This is a genomic window from Microbacterium sp. PI-SA-G (assembly GCF_057215335.1).
In genome coordinates this window covers 1,491,770-1,513,842 of sequence record NZ_CM170103.1, presented here as the reverse complement: position 1 = coordinate 1,513,842, position 22,073 = coordinate 1,491,770, and the positions used below count along the sequence as shown (strand labels likewise).

Sequence of the window (22,073 nt, the reverse complement as noted above, 5' to 3'; positions counted from 1 at the left end):
GGGCAGACCTTGTGGGCGAGATCATCGACGAGTTGCCGCCCGCCACTGCTCCGCGGATATCTGAGTTGGTGATCGATTACATGCTGGGGGTAGACGATGGCGCGGGATAGAGCGAACATCAACACCGACATATGGAACGACGATGACTTCCGCATGCTGAGCGGGCCTGCACAACTGCTCTACATGCAGTTGCTGACCTCGAAGTCGCTCTCCTACGCGGGTGTGGCCGATTGGAGACCGAAGCGTATCGCCGTCCTGTCGAGAGGCAGGAAGAGTGGCGAGGTCGAGGATGCTGCAATGGAACTACAGCGCGGCCTGTACATCGTCATCGACGAGGAGACCGAGGAGGTGATGATTCGATCGTTCCTGCGATGGGATGGCCTGCTGCAGAAGCCGAACGTCGCGAAGGCGATGGTGACGGCATGGGATCGCACCTACTCGATGACCATCAAGGGTGTCGTCGTACATGAACTGAAACGGTTGCACGACGCCCACCCGGAGTGGCGCGCGTTCACGGTCGGAATGGTTCAAGAACTACTTCGGAAGGGTTCCGTAAACCCTTCCGAGTTGGTTTCGGTAAGGGTTTCGGTAGGGGATTCGGTAGGGGATGCCCCACTACTTACTACTAACTACCTACTACCGACTACTGACTACTCACTCCGCGCACCTGCGGTGCGGGACATTGAGTCTGACTTCGAATCTGCATGGTCAAACTGGCCGAAGAAGGTCGAGAAGAAGAAGTCGCTCGCGAAGTTCAGACTGCTCGCGAAGACGATGCCGGTAGACGATCTCGTGAACCACATCATCCGATTCGGCAAGGCATACACGGACACCACCGACCGCCAGTACGTGCCGTCACTCGTCGCATGGCTCAACGGCGAACGGTGGAACGACGACCTCCCTGCCGCATCCAACGACATCATCAACGCGCAATGGGATGCAGCAATGGCATCGACCAAACCTGACCCGTGCGCGAACGGACACAAGTGGGTGACGGACGGATCATGCGTCCGATGCCCAGCGGTGAGAGACATCGACTTCTGATCGCAACACCACATCACAAGGCCACCACCCAGCACGACGGGTAGTGGCCTTTCGCATACCCACAGGAGGAAGAGACATGAAGACCGACCGCGTGAAGTGCAGCATCCGGCCCATCCTAGAGATCCGCGGTGGGGAGTCCGAGAACGACATCATGGCGTGGCCCAACCCGAACGACCCCACCGAGATCGAGTACGCACTCCGCTACGTGCCCTCAACGATCAACCGCACCGACATGCTCCGTGCCGCGTCATACATCCACGCATACCGCGCCCTGATCGCTATGCCCTACCGCGCACGGAACCAGCGGATTTCTCAGATTCGGATCGCGATGCGGGAAGCCGAATCTGATGCCTGATTCATGGTTGACGGCGGATGACTGGTTCGCCGAGTTTATCCACAACCTCGAACAGTCACCCAGACGCCGCAACAAGCTCTGGCGTGAACGAATCGAAGTCCCCGCACGAACCACACTCGCACGCGCATTCACCGAGAAAACCGAACAGCTACGGCGATACATGGCCGGCGAACGAGAGAAGAGCATCGCATGAGGACTGCAGAGTCGAGTGGGGGGTGCGGATGCACCGTTCAACAGGTTCGTTCTCTCGATGGGGAGTACGCCAGAGAGCTCGTAAACGTTCCATGCTCCGCGCATTTGCTGAAGCGAGACGGGGCATGACTCTCTACTACGAAGACGAGTTCGTGACCCTGTATCACGGTGACTGCCTCCAGGAGGACGCCTGGCGCGAAGCGGATGTGATGGTCACCGACCCTCCGTACGGCATGGACTACACGGGGTTCGGTGGGCGAAAGGGGACACCTCGTCGCGCAACCGGACGCTTGGCGATCGCTGGCGACCGAGATGTGAGTGCGCGCGATGAAGCCCTCTCGACGTGGGGCACCAAGCCAGCATTGGTTTTCGGCCGTTGGAACATCCCACGCCCGGCGGCAACGAGGATGCGCCTCATCTGGGACAAGACGCCGTGCGGATTCATGGGGGACCTTTCGATCCCGTGGGGTGGAGCAGAGGAGGAGATCTACGTCCTCGGGACCGGATTCTCCGGACGGAGAGAGGCGAACATCCTCCACTCTGCAGCGATCAACTCCATGGACTCGTCCCGCCCCGGACACCCGACGCCGAAGCCTGTCGCGCTGATGGAGGCGCTGATCGCCAAGTGCCCGCATGGTGCGATCGCTGACCCGTTCGCAGGCTCCGGCTCCACGCTCATTGCCGCTCGCAACCTCGGACGCAAGGCGATCGGCGTCGAGGTCGAGGAGAAGTACTGCGAGCTGATCGTTAGTCGTCTTGCCCAGCAAGCTTTCCAGTTCGAAGGACTAGACGCATGACAACCGAACGCCTTATCCAGTGCCTCCGTGGCGCGGCCCGTCGTCACGACTACTTCCAGACCGGAGATGCGCCGCTACTCAGGGCCGCAGCCGACGCGCTCGAAGAAGCGACCGCGCCAGACACCTCGTGCAAGCACTGCACGCAAGACGTTGGGCACTGGGATACGTGCCCGAATCGAGAGGACTAAACGCATGAACGCCGACGTAATCACCGACCTCGACCACCCGCACGGAACACTCGATGGTTTCCGCGCTGGGTGCACGACCGGTCACTGCCCATCCGAGGTCTCCTGCAACACGGTTCACACTCGATGGGCTGGCGACTGGGCATTCCGAAAGCAGCTCGACAACGGGATGACCGCAATCGAGATCGTCACCATCGAACGCGAACATGCCGCAGAGACCGCCCGTGCCGCCAAGGAGACGCGACAAACCGCAATCCGGGACGCTGGTACCAAGCGTCACAACGAGGCCCGCAGAAAGGCACGTGCGGCCCGAGAGCGACAGATCGCATCACCACACCTCGACACCATCGCCAAACTCCACGGCGAAGGCCTCCTCGACGCTGAAATCGGACGGCACATCGGACTCGGCAGACGACAAGTCACCACACTCCGCGACAACCTCGGACTCGCACCCAACCGCAGCATCAACACCGACACCATCCGCGAGTTGCATGCACAAGGGATGACCGACACCGAGATCGCCGCACACATCAACCAGCACCGAGCCAGGAAAGCGAACAGGCGGGCGATTGCCGCCGTCAGACTCCGACTCGGACTCGAACCCAACCCAGCCCCCGTGACTACGGGGGCCGTTTCGTTGAAGGAGGCGACATGAGCCTGTACTACGACACGCACGATGTGCAGCTGCATCACGGTGACGCGCTCGATGTTGCACGGATCCTGCCGGATGGTCTCGCTCGGACGATTGTCACCTCGCCGCCGTACTTCGGTCTGAGGGACTACGGCGAGGACGGACAGATCGGCGCAGAGTCGAGTGTCGGGGAGTACGTGACGCGGATGGTCGAGTTGTTCCGCGAGCTTCGACGGGTGCTCGCGGACGACGGGACTCTCTGGCTCAACCTCGGGGACAGCTTTGCCAACGACGGAAAGTGGGGTGGTTCCTCAGGAGGAAAGCATGCCGCGGCGCTTCATGGAAACTCTGGCATCGGACGCGGCAAGGTCACCACCGGACTACCAGCGAAGAACCTGATGGGCGTTCCGTGGCGTGTGGCGTTTGCACTACAGGACGACGGATGGATTCTCCGCTCAGACATCATCTGGCATAAGCCTTCACCGATGCCGGAGCCGGTCACCGATCGGCCCACGAAGGCTCACGAGTACATGTTCCTGTTTGCCAAGTCCCCGAAGTACTTCTACGACGCTGAGGCGATCGCGGAGACGGCAACGGGTCAATCGTCCGGGAATGGTTTCGCACGCCCTGAGAGCATCAGCAAGGGCGGGATCGGGCAGGACGCCCCGTGGGAGGGGAGGCCCCAGCTACGCCGTGCGCTCGCACTGGCGAAAGAGCACGGGCTGACCGAGAATCACTTTGCGGCTATCCGTGCTGTCGGTATGAACGATGCAGGCAAGGCGAAGAAGGTCCAGGCCGGCAACGGGAAGAACGATCCCGCAGTGCAGGCGCTCGCGGACGAGGCGAAGGTGGCGCTCGGGGGTTATTACCGCGAGTTCCTCACAGGTGGGACGAAGAACAAGCGTGACGTCTGGACGGTGAACACTGTCCCGTTCCCATCGGCACACTTCGCCACTTACCCACCCGAACTGATCCGCCCGTGCATTCGCGCCGGCAGTGCGCCCGGCGACATCGTGCTTGACCCCTTCAGTGGCTCCGGGACCACCGGGGCCGTTGCCAATTTCGAGGGCAGGAGATATGTCGGCATCGACCTCAATAGCGACTACCTCGACATGTCGCTCAAGACGCGATTCCGACAGCCAACCCTTCCGTGGGGAGAGATCGCATGACCCGCAACCGAGCATCAGCGAAAAAAGCAGGAACGCTCATGGAATCACTCGTCGCGAACTTCCTCGCATTCCGACTCGCAGACGACCGCATTGAACGACGCGCGAAGAACGGCAACAAGGATCGCGGTGACATCGGCGGTGTGCGTGTTGCCGGCGGTCGAGTCGTCATCGAAGTCAAGAACGTCAGCAGCAAGATCGACCTCCCCGGATGGCTTCGAGAGGCCGAGATCGAACGTGGCAACGATGACGCCGTGATTGGTGTCGTCGTGCACAAGCGTCACGGATCAGCGAACCCTGCCGACCAACACGTCGCAATGACGCTCGAGACGTTCGCCACCCTCATCGAAGCCGGCTATCCACACCACCGACCAAACGCGATCGACAGCATCGCAGAAAGCAGAATCTAATGAGCAAGCGCATCAACGAGGTCGTCGCGAAGCCCGCCGATCTCCGGAACATCATGAAAGCCATCGCCGCAGGGTTCGACACATCGCGCGCCCAGGACGAACTGGAACATCTCGGCCTTGACGTCGAACTCGACACGATCGACTGGGGTAATCAGTTCGGGACAATCACGCTCGAAGGCGGCGAGAACGAGACCGGCTGCATTCTCACGCTCAAGCTCGTGAAGATCGAGGCTGGATTCGACACGCTCAACGTCAACCACGACACCGCCGCGCCTCCACTCACTCCTGCCGAACTGGTCGAGGTCAACAGGTTCGGCATCCACGACGAAGACGCGGACGAATGATGCGCTCTGAGACGGTGACATTCGCGGAGATCGAACAACAGAACCAGGAACGCGGATCCACCCATGTCTGCGGATTCCGTCGCAACCCCTGGACACGCTACGGAAGACCCGACTGCAAAAACGCCAAGGAGCACGCATCATGACCGACAACACCGAGAAGCTGATCGAGGCGCGGGATCGTCTCAACGCGATCCTGGACGATGGCATGTACTGCCTGTGCACATCGCCGGGTGGATCAGCGTTCGGCGATCTGCGCACCGTCCTGGATGCCCTCGAAGCCGCCGAGGAGGCTCACACCCCACCATCGGACCTGATCGAGGAAGCCGCGGAAGCAATCGCCAAGGTGTGGCGAAACGTGGGGAGCCACGCCGACATGGCGCGTGCCGCTCTGTCCGTGTTTGAGAAGGCTCACACCCCAAGCACCCCAACCGACGACGAGCGAGAAGCTGCACAACGACTGTTGAGCGATGTGAATCCGAAGCATCGACACGCGCCGCGAAGCTTGCTGGCCGAAGATATCCGCGTCGTAGCAAGTGCGATTATCCGTAGCACCTCAGCAACTGACGAGCAGATGATCGACGAGCGCGAGATGCTCAGTCAGATCATTGAGGCGGTCGATGATGGGCGCGTGGTAGGCCAGGACGAACTCTGGCAAAGCATCTTCCCCCAAGAGCGATATCAGATCGTGGACGCCATCCTCGCTGCTGGATTCCGTCGCACCTCAGTACCGGAGCATGTCGGCGAGCCGCACTGCGATGGTTGCGACCGCTACGGTCATCACCACTGCTACCACTGCGGGAAACGACCTGGCCTGCCTCACCCGACGTGGTGCCCGAACTTCTCGGAGGATGATCCGATCGCGGCGCATGGGCGTGAGCTTCGGCGCAAGTACGGCGATGACGTGACCGTGCCCGGTGGCACCGCCGTCACCAACCAGGGAGAGGGAAGCCGATGAACGCGTCATTCATCCTCGAATCGATCCGTGCCGCGCACCGTGACGCCGCGATCGTGCACGAGGTCGTGATCGGAGATCACCTGTGGGATGAACGTCTCGCAGACTCGAAGCCGACAAGGCGGATCGATGCGCTCATGTTCAGCAGCCTCCAGCGCACTGCGATCGAGATCAAGGTGACCCTCGCTGACTGGAAACGCGACAGCTACCGCAAGCGCGCACCGTGGCAGGCGATCGTCAACCGGTTCGTGTACGTGGTGCCGAAGGCGCTATACGAGCAGATCGGCGGCAACTTCGGCACGCACGACCTGGACGTGTGGGACTGCGGCGTATGGACGGTCGACGAAGACGGGAAGGTCGCCGTCGTGAAGAAGGCCCGCGTCCGCCCACACCCCGAGCCGCTCCCGCAGCAGGTCGTCCAAGCGCTCGCATATCGAGCCGCGAAGCACCCCGCCACCCCACCCGAGAACCGAGAGGAACAGCGATGAGCGTTGAGGAAGCAGCCCAAGTCACATTCGAAGCGATCATGGGCTATCGGTTCAAGCTCAAGAAAGCGAACCACCTGGAGAAAGCGGTCTTCTACACCGCCAAGACAGCCATCAAGCGAGAGCGGGCGCGAGCGGAAGCCGAAGCCGAGAAGCCCGAGAGCGTGCGCGAGGAGTGGTTCATCCTCGGACACCCAGGCTGGCCGGGCGGTATCGACTTTCGGACCCGCGAGCAGGCCGAGGAGCACTACTGGGCGACGCCGAAGCTCGATGGAACGCGCGACGGCATCCGTCTGTTTCATCGCACGATCACGCGCTACCGCGAGTGGGTGCCGGTGGAGCAGGAAGGAGCGGACGATGAGTGATCACGAGAATGTCGGCTACCTCACGTGGGAGGAGTTCGACCGGTTCCGACGCGCAGTGCACAAGTCGGTTCAGGTCGTCCCATGGTTCCGTGTCGCCGGATACATCAAGGGCGGTATCGAGGAAGTGCGGGCGCCGTCGTCGAACCATCCCGTAGGAATCCCGCCCACTTGGCTTGCGGCCGAAGAGATCACCCGACTGTCACACGAACTCCGGTACTGGGCGAACCTCGAAGACATCGCCAACGACGACATCGGCGCCATGACCGCACGGGACTTCACGCGCGAGGTTGAGACGGCCATGGCGCGGTGGCCCATCGAGGACAAGCCTCGCAAGGTTCGACACATCCGCTGCCAGAAGTGCGCGGGTGAGACGATCCGCTTCACACCGCCAGTCGGCATCTGGCAACCCGTCAAGATCGCCTGCACCGAACCTGACTGCGGGCGCGAATACACCGAAGACGAATTCAAGACTCTCGTCGAGCTCGTCAACGCCGAAATCACGCGAACGGAGAAAGCCATTGGGGGCACTAGACGACTGGGTGCAGCTTGACGAAGCTGTGGCCATCACCGGCAGATCCAACCACACCGTCTACCGATGGGCGAGAGAAGGGACCGTCCGAACAGTAAGACCCGGAGACGTCATCTGGTACAACGTCCGCGATCTCAGAAACGCGTCAAAGAAAACGCCCGGACGACCACGCAAGTAATCTGCAAAACCTGCTACAGTAGCCGCGAGGCTCAAGAACTATGTTCCCAGCCCGCAAAGCCGCCACTCATCACGAGGGCGGCTTTTCTTGTACCCCCTGAACCTCTCGGCATGTCGGTGTCTCCCAACCCGGCTGGATCGATCGAGGATGCTGCACGTCAACGCAGCCAACAGTGAACCCCGGTCGGTTCACAACAACTTCATACATGCCCGTTGAACCGGGGCTGCAAACGGTCGCCTGCTGAGAGCGGGGCATATTCACGTCAGCGGCTGTCAAGTCGCACTCGCCGTGAAATGCCCCGCCTCTCGTGCACGGGATGAGCTAGAGGTGGACGGCTTCGGACGAATCGAACGGTGCAAATCCGTCGCATCCCACAATGCGCATGATGTGGGCTGGAATACCGGCCTGATCCTGCAGGTCATCACGCGCAGAAGACCACGCCAGGTAGAGCCGGACTACATCGCCGGACGAAGGTAAGAGCTCACTATGGAGCCGCGTGGCAAGACTTCCCGGTTCACCCCCGCCTAGAGACTTCCACGCGCGGGCAGAGTGAACCGGGACCAAACCTTTCCTTCGATTCCCCACACCCACACAGGGCATAAGTGGTTCAGATGCAGGGAGCAGGCATGCGGATTCTCATCGGCATCAGCGCAGGCATAACACTCTCGATCCTCGCCCACACACTCGGATCACGCTGGATCGCATGGCTCATGTTCCGCATCGAGCCCCTCACACCCCTCGACTGGTCAGCGAAGACGCGAGCATGGATCAAAGGGGAACTGCAAGATGCGTGAAGGCTGCTCCTGCAACGCATGGGTACGCGGAACCACGCGCCAAGTCCTCCGATGGCGAGCGCAACACCACTGCCCAGACCGTCCCGAACCTGAGGGCATGGATCACGTCAGTACCGGCGCCTACATCGAGAACGCTGCACGCCGCGAATACGACGGCATGGAATCGCGCATCGGATTCCAGAGGGAGAACTGATGAGCAACAAGCTGGCTGCTGCACTCGGACCTGACACTGAGGCCGTACGCAACGAACTCATCCGACGTCGTGAGCTCGCTGACATGAAGAAGCCCGAGCTCGTCACGTACGCACTGACGCTCGAGAACAACCTCCACGACCTCGCACGCAGCATCGAACACGCATACGGCAACGAACCATGACCGGGTACATCTGCGAACTCTGCGGAACCGACCGAGGCAACTACGCGTCAATGATGGCGTGTGAGTTCGAATGTCACGCTGAGAGTGTGGCTGCGCGCAAGAACCACTTCAGCCCGCGTGTGATGCGCCCGATGCATGCATGGGACGACGACTGACATGCGCGTGTGCAACGTCCCCGGATGCCCGACCCTGTTCGATGGCACAGGCGGACGCTGCCCCGCCCACGCACGGGTAGCCAGGGTGCACAGGGTGGACAACAAGCCCTACTCCACCAAGGCACACCGAGACTTTCGAACCGCAGTGCTGAAGCGCGACCGCATCTGTGTCATCCCCGGATGCAACAAGAGATCCACCGTCGCCGACCACTACCCACGCACACGACGTGAACTCGTCGCACTCACACTCAATCCGAACGACCCACAGTACGGTCGCGGACTCTGCACAAACCACCACAACACCCACACAGCACGAACCTCACCCGGAGGATGGCACGCGCAACGCTGAGCCGGCCCAAGGGGTGGGGGGAACCCTCCCGAGGCCTACCTGCTCAAGGTCGCCTGGGATGGCAAAAAAGCTGCGTACGGGTTTGGAGGTCGGTTTCGCGGGCTTTGGGCGCAATGCTCGGGCCTCTCTGCTGATGAAGCGTAAGGCTTCGGAAAGTGGGCTGTCATGCCTGGTCCTGCACCTAAAGATCCTGCTTCTCGGCGCCGTAGGAATGCTGCCGTGGGCAAGACGGTGCTGCCCGCTGGCGGTCGTGTTGGCGTTGTTCCTGTGTGGCCGATCCCTGAGGTGGATGAGCCATATGTGTGGGCGAGCTTGTGGCGTCTTCCTCAGGCTGCGGCTTGGGAGCGCGATCACATGCACATGGTGCTGGCTGACTATGCGATTCTTCGAGCTCGGCTGTATGGCGAGGATGCCCCGTCTGCGTCTCTGCTTGCGGAGAAGCGGAACCAGGAGACGGTTCTTGGCTTGAACCCGAAGGCGATGCGTTCCCTGCTGTGGGAGGTTGCGACGTCGGATGAGGTGGCTGAGAAGCGCACGACGACGCCAGCTGTTTCACGGACGGCGTCGAAGCGGGCTGAACTGAAGATTGTCGGCTAATGCCGTGGCGTGGCCCGCAGTACGAGGGTGAGTTTCCCTCTCTGGGTTGGGCTGTCGCTGAGTGGATCGAAGAGCATTGCGTGGTGCCGGATCGTGAGGATGCGGGCGAGGCGTTCATTCTGTCGGATGAGCAGCTTCGGTTCCTGGTTCATCATTACCGGTTGAAGCCGAATGCGACTGAGGCTCGGTGGCAGACGGCGTGGGCTCACACCCGCTCTTTGCTCGTGAAGCCTCAGAAATGGGGCAAGGCTCCGATCACGTCGGCGATGATTTGCGCTGAGGCTGTCGGCGATGTTCTCTTCGCCGGGTGGGATGCGAGTGGCGAGCCGGTTGCTCGAGCGTGGCCTACTCCGATCATTCAGGTGACGGCGTATAGCGAGGATCAGACGGACAACATCTGGAAGGTGTTGCTGCCGATGATCCAGATGGGTCCGCTCGCTGACCTCATCCCGGATACTGGCGAGACGCGGATCAACCTGCCCGGTCAGGGTTGGGTTGAGCCGGTGACATCGAAGGCCCTGTCCCGCCTGGGTGCGCGCATCACTTTCGCGCCTCAGGATGAGGTGGGCACGTGGGTGTCGCCGAACATGCGCTACCTGGCGGACACGCAGTACCGCGGCCTGTCGGGCACCGGTGGTCGGGCGATGCTCACCACGAACGCGTGGGATCTCGCTGAGAACAGTGTGGCGCAGCAGATCGCGGAGGCTGGCGAGGCGACGGACTACGTCGACCACGTCCAGGCGCCCGCGACGCTCTCGTATGCGAACAAGCGTGACCGTCACAAGATCCACGAGATCGTCTATGGCGACTCAGCACTGAAGGTGAACCGCAAGGGGCTCCGAGTCTCGGGCTGGGTCGACCTTGAGCGCATCGAGATCGACGCGGGCAAGCTAGTCCAGAAAGATCCGAACCAGGCTGCTCGCTTCTATGGCAACCGTCCGTCGATGGGTTCTGGTCAGTGGATGCCTGATGGCGCGTGGCGAACAAAGCTCGAGGTGCGCGATCGTCCGAAGTCTGTTCCTGTGTGCGCGGGTTTCGATGGCTCGGACAAGGATGACTGGACGGGGATTCGGCTCGAGACTCTCGATCGCTACCAGTTCACTCCCGTCTATCACAACGGCGAGAGGCGGACGATCTGGAACCCGGCTATGTGGCCTGGGAATCAGATTCCGCGCTCCGAGGTGATGGCTGCGTGGGATGACATCTTCGCGAACTATGACGTCGTGCGTGCATACATGGACCCACCTCTGTGGGGGTCCGAGATCGCACACCTGCAGGGGAAGTACGGCGACAAGGTTGTGATCGAGTGGCCGACGTACCGGCTGAACCCGATGCATGCGGCGCTCGAGTCGTTCAAGATCGACGTCACGAACCCGGATTCGGACTTCAGGCATGACGATTGCCAGTTCACGGAGCAGCACATTCGGAACGCCGTAGAGCGTGCGCGAGGTATTGCGACGGACCCGAACGGGTTGCGCCGACAGACATACATCCTCGGCAAGGCGAACGGCACCACTCAGAAAATCGACCTTGCGATGTCGTCGGTGCTCGCTCATGAAGCTGTCAGCGACGCGATCGCGGCCGGCGACCTCGGGAAACGCAAGCAACCCGAGATTTCAACCACCTTCTACGGATTCACATGAGACGGGAGCGCCTGCATGGACGTAAACGTCGCTATGGACCGCCTGCTGCGCGGGGAGCGTGCCCTCAAGGAAAACGCGCGTGTCCTCGCGAAGCGGGAACGGTACGCACGCGGAGATCACGACCTCCCGTATGCCCCTGAGGGCATCAACGAGGAGTACGACGACCTTCGCAAGCAGGCCCCGGCCAACTACATCGGCATCGCCATGACTGCCCCCGTCCAGAGGCTCCGCGCAGATGGAATCCGCACCGGGTTGGGCCCGGAGGCCGACAAGCGCGTCTGGAAGGCATGGCAGTCGAACAAGATGGATCAGAGGCAGGATCTGGCCTACGCGTCGATGCTGAAGCACGGTCGGGGTCTTGTGTCGGTGTGGCCGAACAAGGACGACAAGTCCAAGCCGATCATCCGCCCGGAATCGCTCGAGCTTGTGCACGTCGAGATGGACCCGGATGACGCTTTCACCCCACTGTGGGCCGTGAAGGTCTACACGGTTCAGGAATCCTCGCCTCTGACACAGGTGATGTGGCTCCCGACGTCGGTGATGGCAACGAAGACGATCGGCATTGTCTATGACGGTGACTCGATGGTGCGGTTCGAACGTGGAGGCTACTCGGCGTCTGCGGGCTGGGAGTTCGTCACTGAGGGTACACATCCGATGCGTCGGGTTCCGTTCGCGCTGTATGACTTCCAGGTTGATTCGATGGGTCAGCCGTGGTCGTCGATGGACGCGCTGATTCCTCAGCAGGATGCGATCAACACGATCCGGTTCAACACGCTTCTCGCGATGCAGTTCTCCGCATTTCGGCAGCGCGTTGTCACTGGGTTCGACCCGCGCGCGACCGACAAGGACGGCAACTTCCTCTACCAGAAGAACGAGGATGGTACTCCGAAGGTTGATGCGCAGGGGCGGGCTATCCCGCTACTGAACACTCCCGGCCGCGTGGGCGTCGATCGCCTGCTGGCGTTCCCAGGCGGTGACACGAAGGTCTTCGACCTGGCTGAGTCGAACCTGAAGAACTACATCGAGGTGTTGTCGTCCTTCCTGGTGCAGTTCTTCTCCACCGCTCAGATTCCCCCGCAGTACCTGCTTTCACAGATGGCGAACCTGTCGGGCGATGCTCTGGCCGGCGCCGAGTCAACACTGGCATCGCTGGTGAAGGAACTGCAGCTCGCCGCGGGGGAGGGTAATGAATCTCTTGCCGAGCTCGCGTGGTACGCGATGGGTGAGACGACTGAGTTCACCCCTGAGGCTGAGACGGTTTGGGCGGATGCGGAAGCGCGTTCGTTCGCTCAGATCATTGACGCAATCGTGAAGCTTATCTCGCAGGGCTTCCCGCGTCGTGCCGCATTCGAGATGATCCCTGGCGCAACGACAAGCAAGGTCGATCGCTGGATGGACATGGCCGAAGATGAGGCGTTCGCGAACCGGCTTCAGGCCGCAGCGCGCGCGTTCGAGGACGTCACTCCAGCCGAACCGGTGAACGATCAGACGGAGATCACGAATGACGCTCCCACGGTCGGCGGTTAGTCACTACCGGCAACAGCAACTCATCACGGTGTCCACAGCGCAGGAAGTTGATGCGCTGTGGACCCGGATGACGGTCGACTTCGACGAATCATGGGCGCGAATCGCGCCTACCGTTCTCGATGCGACCGCCGCTGGTCAGTATGCGGCTGCGGTGTCGGGTGTTGCCTACGTCGGAACGGTGCTGGCAGAAACGGGCGTCGAAGCTCCTGCTGTCGCCCGAGTGAATCCAATCCGGTTCGCCGGCGGTTCGACCGATGGCGGTGCACTTGATTCCCTTCTCTCAGGCTCCGTAGTGAAAGCGAAGCAGGCGGTGGCGGAAGGCCTCGCGCCTACCCTCGCGCTCACTGCGGCTCGCGAATGGTTGCAGTCGGTGGTGATGGATGCGGTGCGTGATGCTGACCGGCAAGCGGTCGGTGCAGGCATAACGGTCCGCCCAACGGTGCAGGGCTGGGTGCGGATGCTGAATCCGCCTTCCTGCAAGTTCTGCATCGTCCTCGGTGGTCAGTTCTACCGGTGGAACAAGGGCTTCCAATCTCATCCTCACTGCGACTGCAGGCATATCCCCTCTCAGGAATCCGAAGCGAGCGACTTCACGATCAATCCGCGCGCCTACTTCCGAACTCTCGACGACAAGACGCAGGACCGACTGTTCGGGAAGAACGACGCTCAAGCGATCCGTGACGGCGCTGACATGAACCAGGTCGTCAATATCCGTGGCCGTGGGTTCGGCAAGCAACTTCGCCGAGACCCGGACCTGATGACCGTCGATCACATCTACGACCGGGCCACGAGCCGGGAAGAAGCGATCGAACTGCTGCGAATGAATGGCTTCATCTCGCGGTACCAGTAACACCCCGAACCGCAATGGCTCGGGTATCCGGCACGCAATGTGCCACGAATCTCGCAAGGAGATCAGCATGCCCATTGAAGTTTCCGACGCTGACGCAGAAGCCCTCGGCGTATCCGACAAGGGTGCCCTCGCCACCTATCTCGAGAAGTTCGAGACAGACCGGACCAAGGCGCGTCAGGCGGTCATCGATCAGAAGGACGCCACGCTGCGAACCTTCACCGAGCTCGGTCTAACCCCGGAAGAGATCAAGGCGCTCAAGGAAAAGCCGGGTCCGACATCCGAGAAGGACATCGAGAAGATCATCACCGATCGCGTGAAGGAAGTCGAGACGGCTCAGACTGAACGTCTGAACGCGAAGGCTCGCGCCTCTGAGGTTCGCGCTCAGGCGGCAGAGCTCGGGTTCATCAAGCCCGCTCAGGCGCTCGCGCTGCTCGATCCCAAGAAGCTCGCAGACATTCCCGTCAACGATGACGGCGACGCGGACGAATCAGCAGTCAAGAAGCTCCTCGAAGAGTTGAAGACCGATTCCCCGCACCTCCTCAAGCCCACCGATACGACCGCGCATCACCGTGACGCGGGAATTGGTGCCACAGGCTCCGGTAACCAGCCGGATGTTCGTCCTGGGGCTGACCGTTTGCGTCAGGCCTACGCGAACCCCACCAAGTAATGACGCTCGCCGTTCTGCGGTCGAGCTAAACCTGAAAGGACACAGCACATGGCTGTTACCCTCGCGCAGGCGGCTCTGCTCTCGCAGAACGACCTTCAGCGCGGTGTCATCGAGACTTTCGTGCAGGAGTCGGCGGTTCTTGACCGTCTGCCCCTCATGGAGATCCAGGGCAACGCGTACGCATACAACAAGGAAGCGACTCTCCCCGGCGTCGCGTTCCGTTCCGTCAACGAGGCCTACACCGAGTCGACCGGCACCGTGGTGCAGGCGACCGAGTCGCTGGTCATCCTCGGTGGCGACGCGGACGTGGACACGTTCATCCAGCGCACGCGCTCGGACCTGAACGACCAGCGTGCCATCCAGACTCGCCTGAAGGTGAAGGCGGCGTCCTACAAGTTCCAGGACGCGTTCTTCAATGGTGACGTCGCGGTTGACCCCAAGGGGTTCGACGGTCTGAAGAAGCGCCTCACGGGTGCTCAGGTGATCGACGCCGGCACGAACGGTCTCCCGATCGTTGGCGCCAGCAACGCGGACATCTTCTCCTTCATGGACAAGCTGGACGAACTGATCGCGGCCGTCCCCGGCATCACCGCCGAGAACGGTGCGATCTACGCGCCCCGCTCGCTCCGCTCGAAGATCATCTCCGCGGGTCGCCGTGTCGGCGGCACCGAGATGGTCCGTGAGGATCTGACCGGGAAGCGCATCGCGACCTGGAACGGTATCCCTCTGCTGGATGCCGGTGACAGCCTCGCAGGCACCCCGATCCTCGCGAACGACGAGACGCAGGGTTCCTCGAACGTCGCGGGCTCGATCTACGCGGTTCGCTTCGGCGAGGACGAGACCGATGGCGCCGTCACTGGTCTGACCAACGGCGGCGTGGATGTTCGTGACCTCGGCGAGGTCGACGACAAGCCCGCCTACCGCACCCGCATTGAGTTCTTCTGTGGTCTCGCGACCTTCGGCGGCAAGTCCGCTGCGCGTCTCCGCGGCGTTCTCAACGGCTGACCCGGAAGGAACTGGACATGGCAGTCACGAAGAAGACCGAAGAGACCACGACTCTCGATTCGGATGTCAAGAAGCCGTCTGTCACCGCACCTGGTGATGGACCGGCTGACACGACGGACCCGACCGAGATCGCGGTTTCTGTCACCCCTCAGCCTGGCGCTGAGGCGATCGCAGTCGGCACCGTCAACGCGGTGAAGCCGGTCAAGAAGACCGTCACCAAGCGTGACGAGTCGAGCGATCGCACGGAGAAGTACGAAGCGGTGAAGCCTGACGGCACGAAGGTGACCGTCACTCGCAACATCGAGACCGGCGAAACCTCGGTCGAGTAGCAGGAAGGGGACGCTCGTGGAGAATCCAGCAACTCTAGAAGATGTTCGAGACTCCATCGAGCGTCCCCTTACCTCCGACGAGGAGCGCGTCATCCCGTCGTGGCTGAGCAAGGCGTGGCGCGAACTGAACCGGGTTGTCCCCGGCATCGCAGTCCGGACCGCGCTCCCGACCACGGAACCCACTTATCTCGGCCTGGAAGACGTCATCGACGTACTCGTGTCGATGGTGGAACGAAAGGTGCGCCACCCTGATGGGGTCGCGCAGTGGAACGGTGACGACTACGGCGAGAAAGTCGATCCGTCGATGGCCTCGGGTCGCATCTACGTCACTGACGAAGAGCGCGCGTCACTCATGCCAGCCGCTCCCACCTACGGGGACGGGATCTACTCGATCCCGTTGACGACGCGCTGATGTTGAGCCCATCACAGCGGGCAAGGGCTCGCTACAAGCTCGAGCAGCGCATGACGGAGACGGTTGAGGCTGGACCCTACAAGTCGGAAACCGACCCAGACTCAGGTGACGCAATCCACGAACTCACGTCGGTCACGTATGCCGGCAAGGGCCGCATCAAGTACGAGACGACGATGGTGTCTGATTCGGACGCCTCGTCGCAGACGCTGGCATCTCAGCGGCTGATTCTGAGTATCCCGACTGGTTCCCCTCGCCTGAACGATGGCGACGGCGTGACGATCGACGCGTCTGATTCCGATGACCTTCTCGTTGGCCGGTTCTACACAGTGGAGGGTTCACCGGAATCGGGACAAACGACGTCGCATCGATACCCGCTGAGGGAGCTGTCATGAGTGACGATCTGCGTTCCCTCGCTTCTGATCTGTCAGCATCGGGCGCCGCCGTCCGACCCTTTGCGCGTAAGGCGTTGCAGGTCACGGCGCGCAATATCAAGGACGAATGGCGAGAGTCCGCAGATCGCACTGGCCTGTCGCGGTATGCGGCTGACATCACGTACGAGACGCACGATAAGCCGACCAGCGTCGAGGCTGAGATTGGACCCACGATCGGCGATGCTGGCTCGTTCGGGTTCGTTGAAGATGCCGGTGGGGGTGTCCAGTCCGCCCCGCAGCATGCCGGACGTGCAGCCCTCGAGAATAACGAGGAAGACTTCGAGCGCGGCGTTGAGCGCGCCGTGGCCGATGCGCTCAGGGCGGTGGGGTTGTGAAGGCCGAGTGGGCGTCATTCAAGGCGCGCATGGAAGGCTCCACGATCCTCGCCGGAAAGGTCTTCCAGACCGTTCGGAAGACGTCGGGTGGAGAGGTCATCCGCACCAACTATGCGGTTGCGAAGTCGGCGCCGCCTGATCGCCTTGGTGATGAGCGTCTGGCTGGATCTCAGCGGTTCGAGTCTGATCAGCGGTTCACGTATGACGTCCGAGTTGTGACGGTCGACGCGGGAGGCCTGGACGTTCTGGGCGAGGCGCTGTTGAAGCAGATGCTCGGACACAAGCTCATCGTCACTGGTCGCCGATGCACACCGATCGAGCTCGTTCAGAACATCGAAGAGGGCGACGGGTACGACCAAGTGTCGGACCTGTACTTCCGTGATCTGTCGTTCCGGTTCTGGTCGCGTCGCGGCCCTTCTTCTGAGGAGATCCCATGACCCGATATGTGCGGGTGAAGTCCAAGTCCGAGGGTCACGAGTTTGACCTTCCCGTCGAGTCTTTCGACGAATCCAAGTACCAGCGCGTCGACAAGAAGCGCTACCCGGAGACGACGCGACCGCGTCGTCCCAAGCTCAAGGTTGACCTCGCCGAGGGACGCCGTTCCACCCCCGTGGATTCGAAAAAGGAGTAACCCATGGTTCAGAATCTTCCCTCGGCTGTCCCGTCGATGGGCACGCGTCGCGTTGTGTTCATCCCCGGCCCCGTCACCAACATCGAAGCGCTGACTGTCACCGCCGTCGCTGCGGCCGACAACATCAGTTGCTACCTCACCCGTCAGAACGGGTGGGCTGCCACTGCGGATGAGGCTGTCATTCAGGACTCGCGGTACTGCTCGGTGCAGGACTTCGAACTTCCCGGTACTGAGGGGCGCACGCTCGCCCTCCAGTACACGTTCAACCTCAACGAGCCCACCGACGACGAGGCGCGCATCGGCCTCGCACGTGGCGTCGAGGGCGTGCTCGTGCACTTCCTGCAGGTGGATGAGGACGCTGAAGACTTCGCGGTAGGCGACTGGTATGAGGCGGTCCCCGTTCGCATGGGGCTGCAGACGGTCATCCCCGTCGAGGACAACGCGGTGGATCGCATTCAGCAGAAGGCGTTCATCCGCGGCAAGTGGTCCTCGTTCAACCAGCTCGTCGCAGCGTGACATACCCCTGGGGTCCGGTTACACGGGGCCGGATCCCAGGTTTCCCCGTGTACCCGTGATCACTTTCAAGGAGAATCCCGTGTCGAACCTGTCCGAACGCCTCAGCTCCCGCAAGATGCCGCACAAGGATGTGTCGATCTGCCTCGATCTCGATCTGCTCGAGCAGCGAGACGAAGCCATGAAGGCCGTACGCCCGTCTGGCGTCCAGGATGACCGAATGGTGGCTGTTCCTGCCGGCGCCAAGACGCTGATTGCTGACGTCGAGCGGCAGATCCAGGAAGCGTCGATCACTCTGCGCATCAAGGGTGTGGACCGACTGACGTACAACCGATGGCTGGTCGAGTGCCCGCCTCGCAAGGGGAAGCAGGAGCCGTACGACCCGACGAAGTTCTTCATGCATGCGGCGAAGAACTCGGCCGTCTACGTGGATGAGTCGGGCGCAGAGCTCGACATCGACGGGGATGACTGGGCGACGATCGACAAGATGCTGACCGATGGTGAGCATGATCGCATCGCGAAGGCTGTCATTCATGTGAACCGGTCTGTCGGGGCGGTCGATGTCGGTTTTTTCGTGAACGCCTCCGAGACGACCCGCGACTCCTTCGGGATCTCCGCATCGCGCGAGACCTCGGGATCGCCCCGCGTCGCCTCTGGGGCTGGGAGCCGGAAGAAGCCCACGTCGAAGACACCGACGAAGAAGGCCGACGTCGAGTCCGAGTAACCCGTGAAGCCGAATTCGACGAGGAGCAGTACGCGATGCTTGCCGCCCTCGTCGAGTACGAGTCGACGCTGGGTTCGCACGGCCTCCCGGTCGATGAGACGACGTCAACGGATGCCGACCCGAACAATCCCCATGCGAAGTACCACTACGAGGGTCGCGTGGTGAGGGACTTCTACCAGGACGCCGTTGAGCAGCGTGAGAAGGACTTCAAGGACGACCCGTCAACCGCGCGCAGGTTCTATGCCGTGAGGGTTGACCACTAGCTAGATCGCAAGCATGATGCGGCGCTTCCCTGCGCCCAGAAGGAGGCAGGGATGGCTGAACGTGTCGTAAAGATCTCGTTGATCATGCAGGCCCAGGGCTATATGCAGGGCGCGGAGGCTGCGGCGAAGAAGACTCGCGAGCTCGGTTCCGAAACGGAGAAGTTGGCGCAGAAGAAGGAAGCGTTTGACACTCTCGGGACTGCGGCTCTGGGTTTCGGTGCTGCTGTTGCGGCTGGTGTCGCTCTGGCGGTTTCGAAGTTCATGGAGTTCGACGCTCAGATGTCGGCGGTCCAGGCGGCGACGCATGAGACCGAGTCGAACATGGATCTGCTGCGTGACGCGGCGATTGATGCTGGCGCGCGTACGGTCTATTCGGCGACGGAGGCTGCTCAGGCGATCGAGGAGCTGTCGAAGGCTGGAATCTCGACCGCGAACGTTCTCGATGGTGCCCTAGACGGCGCTCTGAACCTGGCCGCTGCGGGCAACATTGCCGTGGCGGACGCTGCTGAGATTGCCGCTTCTGCGATGACTCAGTTCAGCCTGTCGGGTCGCGAGGTCGGTCACGTTGCTGACCTCCTGGCGGCTGGCGCAGGCAAGGCCCAAGGTGGCGTCGAGGAAATGTCTCAGGCGCTCAACCAGTCTGGTCTGGTCGCCGCTCAGATGGGCCTTTCGCTCGACGAGACGGTGGGCACTCTGACGCAGTTCGCTTCGGCTGGCCTGCTCGGTTCTGACGCTGGTACGTCGTTCCGCAACATGCTGCTGCGGCTGGCGAACCCGACTGGTGAAGCCGCGTCGCAGATGGAGCAGCTTGGTCTGCAGTTCTATGACGCTCAGGGTGAGTTCATCGGCATGGAGGGTGTCGCGTCTCAGTTGCAGACGCAGCTCAAGAATCTGACGCAGGAGGAGCGTAACGCTGCTCTGGCGAACCTGTTTGGTCAGGACGCGATCCGTGCCGCCTCGATTCTGTATGAGGGTGGCGCCGACTCGGTGCGCAAGTGGGCCGATGCGGTTGATGATGCGGGTTACGCGTCTGACACTGCGGCAGACCGTCTCGACAACCTCAAGGGTGATTGGGAAGCGTTCACGGGTGCTCTAGATTCCGCGCTGATCCGCATGGGTGAGGGCGCGGATGGTCCGCTGCGCGGGTTCGTGCAGGAGCTCACCGACATGGTGAACAACTTCAACAGCCTCCCGGATTGGGCTCAGCAGACCGCGTTGGGCGTGGGTGCCATTACGGGTGCTGTGGCTCTGGGCGCGGGCGGTTTTATGCTCGCCGTCCCGAAGATCGCGGAGTACAACAGGGCGATCTCCAACATGGGGACGGGCGCTCAGCGTGCGTCTCGTCTCGTCGGTGCGCTCGGCAAGGCTGCGGGCGCTGCGGCGGTGTTCTTCACTCTTGCGAAGGGCGCCGAGGCGGTTGCGACTGCAATGGGCCAGATGGGCGCGGGGGCGAAGACTGCCAACGAAACTCTGTCTCTTGTGCTCGACAAGGACTACGACGCGATTTTCGAGGGCATCACTCCCGGCATCGAGGACGCTGCGGATGCGATGGACAAGCTACTGGGGTCCGACCCCGGCGCGGCATTCAACCGGTGGGGTTCGGACGTGTTCTCGTTCACGGGACTCACGTCGTCGGTGGGGGAGGCGCGCGAACAGTTCGCCCTTCTCGGTGATTCTCTAGCGGAGATGGTCAGCCGTGGTGACGGCGACATGGCCGCTCAAATATTCGCGGACTTCAAGGATAAGGCCGAGGAGCAGGGTTACTCCGTTGAGCAGTTGAACGAGATCATGCCGCAGTACCAGGACGCTCTCGCGGGTGTGGCTAACGAGTCCAAGATCGCGGGTTCTGCGACTGAGGGTGCTGCCGGTGACATCGCTGGCATGGGTGACTCTGCGGAGGAATCCCAGGAGCAGCTCGATGGTCTGCGTGAAGCGCTTGAGAACGTCGGGCGTACTGCGCTTGACATGGGTGACGCGCAGGATGCGGCACAGTCGGCGATCAACCGGATGGTTGAGGCGGCCAAGGCTGAGGAAGTGTCCATTGGGGGCACGAATGATGCGTCGATCGCATTGCGTGATTCATTGCGTGAGGTCGAGGAGAGTCACCGTGTTTCTGCGGAGGCGATGATCGACAACGGCCTGTCTGCTGATGAGGCGACGGCTGCGTACTACCGGGGTCGCGATGCTCTCTTGGATCAGATTCAAGGGTTCTTCGCATCTCGGGAGGAAGCGGCTATCTGGGCTGACGCGAACCTCGGTTCCGCGGCACTCACGGAGCAGGCGTTGCGCGATGTCGCCTGGCAGGTCACGAACATGCCGACGCCGGCGCCGATCAACCTTTCGGTCACGGGCACGTCTGAGGTTTACGACGAGCTCATGCGGGTTCAGGGTGCGCTACGTGAGGTGACGGGCAACCGGTCCCTGCACGTCGCGACTGGTCCTGGCGGCGGTGGCGGTCTGGTCGCAGGTAACGCGGTCGGCAACTTCTACGACTACCAGTCGTTCGCGTCGGGTGGTTTCGCGTCGGGCGTCTACTCGGGCCAGTCGGGAAGCATCCACAAGTTCGCTGAGCCGTGGTTGCCGTGGGAGACGTACATCTCGGGTGACCCGGGGCAGTCCAAGCGGAACGTGAAGATCTGGGAAGAGACGGGTCAGCGGTTGGGCGTGTTGCAGCAACCGACCGTTTCTTCGATGACGTCAGCGGTGTCTCCTCGCGCGGGTGCACGCCCAATCGAACAGACGATCCATGTGTACGCGCAACCCGGCATGAGCCCGGAGGACGTTGGTCGCATCGCTGCCGAAAAGGCGGGCGCTGCGGCCGCTGCGGCTGGAGGGTGAGT

General features: G+C 61.8%; 29 protein-coding genes. All 29 read left to right on the top strand.

Annotated elements, in window-relative coordinates:
- Positions 1-96: 96 nt before the first annotated feature.
- The 29 genes from AC2D10_RS07490 to AC2D10_RS07350 all read left to right on the top strand — a co-directional run bounded on the left by AC2D10_RS07490 (position 97) and on the right by AC2D10_RS07350 (position 22,071).
- Positions 97-1,044 (top strand): hypothetical protein, encoded by a 948-nt coding sequence (locus AC2D10_RS07490; protein ID WP_484711460.1) that lies wholly within the window; start codon positions 97-99, stop codon positions 1,042-1,044.
- Between the two features lie 76 nt (positions 1,045-1,120).
- The gene (locus AC2D10_RS07485; RefSeq protein ID WP_484711459.1) at positions 1,121-1,399 is read left to right on the top strand and encodes a hypothetical protein; all 279 of its coding nucleotides are present in this window, start codon (positions 1,121-1,123) and stop codon (positions 1,397-1,399) included.
- Positions 1,392-1,592 (top strand): hypothetical protein, encoded by a 201-nt coding sequence (locus AC2D10_RS07480; protein WP_484711457.1) that lies wholly within the window; start codon positions 1,392-1,394, stop codon positions 1,590-1,592. Before AC2D10_RS07485 ends, AC2D10_RS07480 begins: the two co-directional genes overlap by 8 nt.
- A 124-nt stretch (positions 1,593-1,716) precedes the next feature.
- Positions 1,717-2,388: a DNA-methyltransferase gene (locus tag AC2D10_RS07475; protein ID WP_484711456.1), complete on the top strand. Its 672-nt coding sequence runs from the start codon at positions 1,717-1,719 to the stop codon at positions 2,386-2,388.
- Positions 2,389-2,580: 192 nt separating this feature from the next.
- Positions 2,581-3,228 carry a hypothetical protein gene (locus AC2D10_RS07470; protein WP_484711455.1) on the top strand — a complete coding sequence of 216 codons (648 nt, stop codon included), beginning with the start codon at positions 2,581-2,583 and terminating at the stop codon, positions 3,226-3,228.
- The gene (locus tag AC2D10_RS07465; protein ID WP_484711454.1) at positions 3,225-4,373 is read left to right on the top strand and encodes a DNA-methyltransferase; all 1,149 of its coding nucleotides are present in this window, start codon (positions 3,225-3,227) and stop codon (positions 4,371-4,373) included. Before AC2D10_RS07470 ends, AC2D10_RS07465 begins: the two co-directional genes overlap by 4 nt.
- A 38-nt stretch (positions 4,374-4,411) precedes the next feature.
- Positions 4,412-4,780 carry a hypothetical protein gene (locus tag AC2D10_RS07460; protein WP_484711453.1) on the top strand — a complete coding sequence of 123 codons (369 nt, stop codon included), beginning with the start codon at positions 4,412-4,414 and terminating at the stop codon, positions 4,778-4,780.
- Positions 4,780-5,124 (top strand): hypothetical protein, encoded by a 345-nt coding sequence (locus tag AC2D10_RS07455; protein WP_484711452.1) that lies wholly within the window; start codon positions 4,780-4,782, stop codon positions 5,122-5,124. The genes AC2D10_RS07460 and AC2D10_RS07455 overlap by 1 nt, the downstream gene beginning before the upstream one ends.
- Before the next feature lie 139 nt (positions 5,125-5,263).
- Complete coding sequence (locus tag AC2D10_RS07450; protein WP_484711451.1) at positions 5,264-6,079, top strand: hypothetical protein; 816 nt, start codon at positions 5,264-5,266, stop codon at positions 6,077-6,079.
- Complete coding sequence (locus AC2D10_RS07445) at positions 6,076-6,564, top strand: hypothetical protein (RefSeq protein ID WP_484711450.1); 489 nt, start codon at positions 6,076-6,078, stop codon at positions 6,562-6,564. The genes AC2D10_RS07450 and AC2D10_RS07445 overlap by 4 nt, the downstream gene beginning before the upstream one ends.
- Positions 6,561-6,926: a hypothetical protein gene (locus AC2D10_RS07440; RefSeq protein WP_484711449.1), complete on the top strand. Its 366-nt coding sequence runs from the start codon at positions 6,561-6,563 to the stop codon at positions 6,924-6,926. The genes AC2D10_RS07445 and AC2D10_RS07440 overlap by 4 nt, the downstream gene beginning before the upstream one ends.
- Positions 6,919-7,476, top strand: coding sequence for a hypothetical protein (locus AC2D10_RS07435; protein ID WP_484711448.1), 558 nt, complete (start codon positions 6,919-6,921; stop codon positions 7,474-7,476). The genes AC2D10_RS07440 and AC2D10_RS07435 overlap by 8 nt, the downstream gene beginning before the upstream one ends.
- 1,143 nt (positions 7,477-8,619) lie before the next feature.
- Positions 8,620-8,802: a hypothetical protein gene (locus AC2D10_RS07430; RefSeq protein WP_484711447.1), complete on the top strand. Its 183-nt coding sequence runs from the start codon at positions 8,620-8,622 to the stop codon at positions 8,800-8,802.
- Positions 8,803-9,471: 669 nt separating this feature from the next.
- Positions 9,472-9,903 (top strand): phage terminase small subunit, encoded by a 432-nt coding sequence (locus tag AC2D10_RS07425; protein WP_484711446.1) that lies wholly within the window; start codon positions 9,472-9,474, stop codon positions 9,901-9,903.
- A gap of 80 nt (positions 9,904-9,983) precedes the next feature.
- On the top strand, positions 9,984-11,546 hold the full coding sequence (locus AC2D10_RS07420; RefSeq protein WP_484711445.1) for a hypothetical protein: 1,563 nt from the start codon (positions 9,984-9,986) through the stop codon (positions 11,544-11,546).
- A 15-nt stretch (positions 11,547-11,561) separates the two neighbouring features.
- Entirely contained in the window at positions 11,562-13,073 is a 1,512-nt protein-coding gene (locus AC2D10_RS07415; RefSeq protein ID WP_484711444.1) for a phage portal protein, read from the top strand.
- Positions 13,048-13,923 carry a VG15 protein gene (locus tag AC2D10_RS07410; RefSeq protein ID WP_484711443.1) on the top strand — a complete coding sequence of 292 codons (876 nt, stop codon included), beginning with the start codon at positions 13,048-13,050 and terminating at the stop codon, positions 13,921-13,923. The genes AC2D10_RS07415 and AC2D10_RS07410 overlap by 26 nt, the downstream gene beginning before the upstream one ends.
- Positions 13,898-14,590 (top strand): hypothetical protein, encoded by a 693-nt coding sequence (locus AC2D10_RS07405; RefSeq protein WP_484711441.1) that lies wholly within the window; start codon positions 13,898-13,900, stop codon positions 14,588-14,590. Before AC2D10_RS07410 ends, AC2D10_RS07405 begins: the two co-directional genes overlap by 26 nt.
- 48 nt (positions 14,591-14,638) lie before the next feature.
- On the top strand, positions 14,639-15,595 hold the full coding sequence (locus AC2D10_RS07400) for a major capsid protein (protein WP_484711440.1): 957 nt from the start codon (positions 14,639-14,641) through the stop codon (positions 15,593-15,595).
- Positions 15,596-15,612: 17 nt separating this feature from the next.
- Complete coding sequence (locus AC2D10_RS07395; protein WP_484711439.1) at positions 15,613-15,924, top strand: hypothetical protein; 312 nt, start codon at positions 15,613-15,615, stop codon at positions 15,922-15,924.
- Between the two features lie 16 nt (positions 15,925-15,940).
- Entirely contained in the window at positions 15,941-16,336 is a 396-nt protein-coding gene (locus AC2D10_RS07390) for a hypothetical protein (RefSeq protein ID WP_484711438.1), read from the top strand.
- A complete protein-coding gene (locus AC2D10_RS07385; RefSeq protein WP_484711437.1) occupies positions 16,336-16,728 on the top strand; it encodes a DUF6093 family protein in 393 nt (130 codons plus the stop codon). Before AC2D10_RS07390 ends, AC2D10_RS07385 begins: the two co-directional genes overlap by 1 nt.
- Positions 16,725-17,102, top strand: coding sequence for a hypothetical protein (locus AC2D10_RS07380; RefSeq protein ID WP_484711436.1), 378 nt, complete (start codon positions 16,725-16,727; stop codon positions 17,100-17,102). Before AC2D10_RS07385 ends, AC2D10_RS07380 begins: the two co-directional genes overlap by 4 nt.
- Before the next feature lie 29 nt (positions 17,103-17,131).
- Positions 17,132-17,539 (top strand): hypothetical protein, encoded by a 408-nt coding sequence (locus AC2D10_RS07375; RefSeq protein WP_484711435.1) that lies wholly within the window; start codon positions 17,132-17,134, stop codon positions 17,537-17,539.
- Positions 17,536-17,733, top strand: coding sequence for a hypothetical protein (locus tag AC2D10_RS07370; RefSeq protein ID WP_484711434.1), 198 nt, complete (start codon positions 17,536-17,538; stop codon positions 17,731-17,733). The genes AC2D10_RS07375 and AC2D10_RS07370 overlap by 4 nt, the downstream gene beginning before the upstream one ends.
- Before the next feature lie 3 nt (positions 17,734-17,736).
- Entirely contained in the window at positions 17,737-18,249 is a 513-nt protein-coding gene (locus AC2D10_RS07365; protein ID WP_484711432.1) for a phage tail tube protein, read from the top strand.
- 79 nt (positions 18,250-18,328) lie between these two features.
- Positions 18,329-18,970: a hypothetical protein gene (locus AC2D10_RS07360; RefSeq protein WP_484711430.1), complete on the top strand. Its 642-nt coding sequence runs from the start codon at positions 18,329-18,331 to the stop codon at positions 18,968-18,970.
- A gap of 35 nt (positions 18,971-19,005) precedes the next feature.
- Positions 19,006-19,233, top strand: coding sequence for a hypothetical protein (locus tag AC2D10_RS07355; protein WP_484711429.1), 228 nt, complete (start codon positions 19,006-19,008; stop codon positions 19,231-19,233).
- A 51-nt stretch (positions 19,234-19,284) separates the two neighbouring features.
- Positions 19,285-22,071 carry a phage tail tape measure protein gene (locus tag AC2D10_RS07350; RefSeq protein WP_484711427.1) on the top strand — a complete coding sequence of 929 codons (2,787 nt, stop codon included), beginning with the start codon at positions 19,285-19,287 and terminating at the stop codon, positions 22,069-22,071.
- The last annotated feature ends 2 nt before the right edge of the window (positions 22,072-22,073 follow it).

What these genes read in the sequence shown, in the direction of transcription:
- AC2D10_RS07490 (WP_484711460.1), top strand. Translation starts at nt 97, where the DNA reads ATGGCGCGGGATAGAGCGAACATCAACACCGACATATGGAACGACGAT.
- AC2D10_RS07485 (WP_484711459.1), top strand. Translation starts at nt 1,121, where the DNA reads ATGAAGACCGACCGCGTGAAGTGCAGCATCCGGCCCATCCTAGAGATC.
- AC2D10_RS07480 (WP_484711457.1), top strand. Translation starts at nt 1,392, where the DNA reads ATGCCTGATTCATGGTTGACGGCGGATGACTGGTTCGCCGAGTTTATC.
- AC2D10_RS07475 (WP_484711456.1), top strand. Translation starts at nt 1,717, where the DNA reads ATGACTCTCTACTACGAAGACGAGTTCGTGACCCTGTATCACGGTGAC.
- AC2D10_RS07470 (WP_484711455.1), top strand. Translation starts at nt 2,581, where the DNA reads ATGAACGCCGACGTAATCACCGACCTCGACCACCCGCACGGAACACTC.
- AC2D10_RS07465 (WP_484711454.1), top strand. Translation starts at nt 3,225, where the DNA reads ATGAGCCTGTACTACGACACGCACGATGTGCAGCTGCATCACGGTGAC.
- AC2D10_RS07460 (WP_484711453.1), top strand. Translation starts at nt 4,412, where the DNA reads ATGGAATCACTCGTCGCGAACTTCCTCGCATTCCGACTCGCAGACGAC.
- AC2D10_RS07455 (WP_484711452.1), top strand. Translation starts at nt 4,780, where the DNA reads ATGAGCAAGCGCATCAACGAGGTCGTCGCGAAGCCCGCCGATCTCCGG.
- AC2D10_RS07450 (WP_484711451.1), top strand. Translation starts at nt 5,264, where the DNA reads ATGACCGACAACACCGAGAAGCTGATCGAGGCGCGGGATCGTCTCAAC.
- AC2D10_RS07445 (WP_484711450.1), top strand. Translation starts at nt 6,076, where the DNA reads ATGAACGCGTCATTCATCCTCGAATCGATCCGTGCCGCGCACCGTGAC.
- AC2D10_RS07440 (WP_484711449.1), top strand. Translation starts at nt 6,561, where the DNA reads ATGAGCGTTGAGGAAGCAGCCCAAGTCACATTCGAAGCGATCATGGGC.
- AC2D10_RS07435 (WP_484711448.1), top strand. Translation starts at nt 6,919, where the DNA reads ATGAGTGATCACGAGAATGTCGGCTACCTCACGTGGGAGGAGTTCGAC.
- AC2D10_RS07430 (WP_484711447.1), top strand. Translation starts at nt 8,620, where the DNA reads ATGAGCAACAAGCTGGCTGCTGCACTCGGACCTGACACTGAGGCCGTA.
- AC2D10_RS07425 (WP_484711446.1), top strand. Translation starts at nt 9,472, where the DNA reads ATGCCTGGTCCTGCACCTAAAGATCCTGCTTCTCGGCGCCGTAGGAAT.
- AC2D10_RS07415 (WP_484711444.1), top strand. Translation starts at nt 11,562, where the DNA reads ATGGACGTAAACGTCGCTATGGACCGCCTGCTGCGCGGGGAGCGTGCC.
- AC2D10_RS07410 (WP_484711443.1), top strand. Translation starts at nt 13,048, where the DNA reads ATGACGCTCCCACGGTCGGCGGTTAGTCACTACCGGCAACAGCAACTC.
- AC2D10_RS07405 (WP_484711441.1), top strand. Translation starts at nt 13,898, where the DNA reads ATGGCTTCATCTCGCGGTACCAGTAACACCCCGAACCGCAATGGCTCG.
- AC2D10_RS07400 (WP_484711440.1), top strand. Translation starts at nt 14,639, where the DNA reads ATGGCTGTTACCCTCGCGCAGGCGGCTCTGCTCTCGCAGAACGACCTT.
- AC2D10_RS07395 (WP_484711439.1), top strand. Translation starts at nt 15,613, where the DNA reads ATGGCAGTCACGAAGAAGACCGAAGAGACCACGACTCTCGATTCGGAT.
- AC2D10_RS07385 (WP_484711437.1), top strand. Translation starts at nt 16,336, where the DNA reads ATGTTGAGCCCATCACAGCGGGCAAGGGCTCGCTACAAGCTCGAGCAG.
- AC2D10_RS07380 (WP_484711436.1), top strand. Translation starts at nt 16,725, where the DNA reads ATGAGTGACGATCTGCGTTCCCTCGCTTCTGATCTGTCAGCATCGGGC.
- AC2D10_RS07375 (WP_484711435.1), top strand. Translation starts at nt 17,132, where the DNA reads ATGGAAGGCTCCACGATCCTCGCCGGAAAGGTCTTCCAGACCGTTCGG.
- AC2D10_RS07370 (WP_484711434.1), top strand. Translation starts at nt 17,536, where the DNA reads ATGACCCGATATGTGCGGGTGAAGTCCAAGTCCGAGGGTCACGAGTTT.
- AC2D10_RS07365 (WP_484711432.1), top strand. Translation starts at nt 17,737, where the DNA reads ATGGTTCAGAATCTTCCCTCGGCTGTCCCGTCGATGGGCACGCGTCGC.
- AC2D10_RS07355 (WP_484711429.1), top strand. Translation starts at nt 19,006, where the DNA reads ATGCTTGCCGCCCTCGTCGAGTACGAGTCGACGCTGGGTTCGCACGGC.
- AC2D10_RS07350 (WP_484711427.1), top strand. Translation starts at nt 19,285, where the DNA reads ATGGCTGAACGTGTCGTAAAGATCTCGTTGATCATGCAGGCCCAGGGC.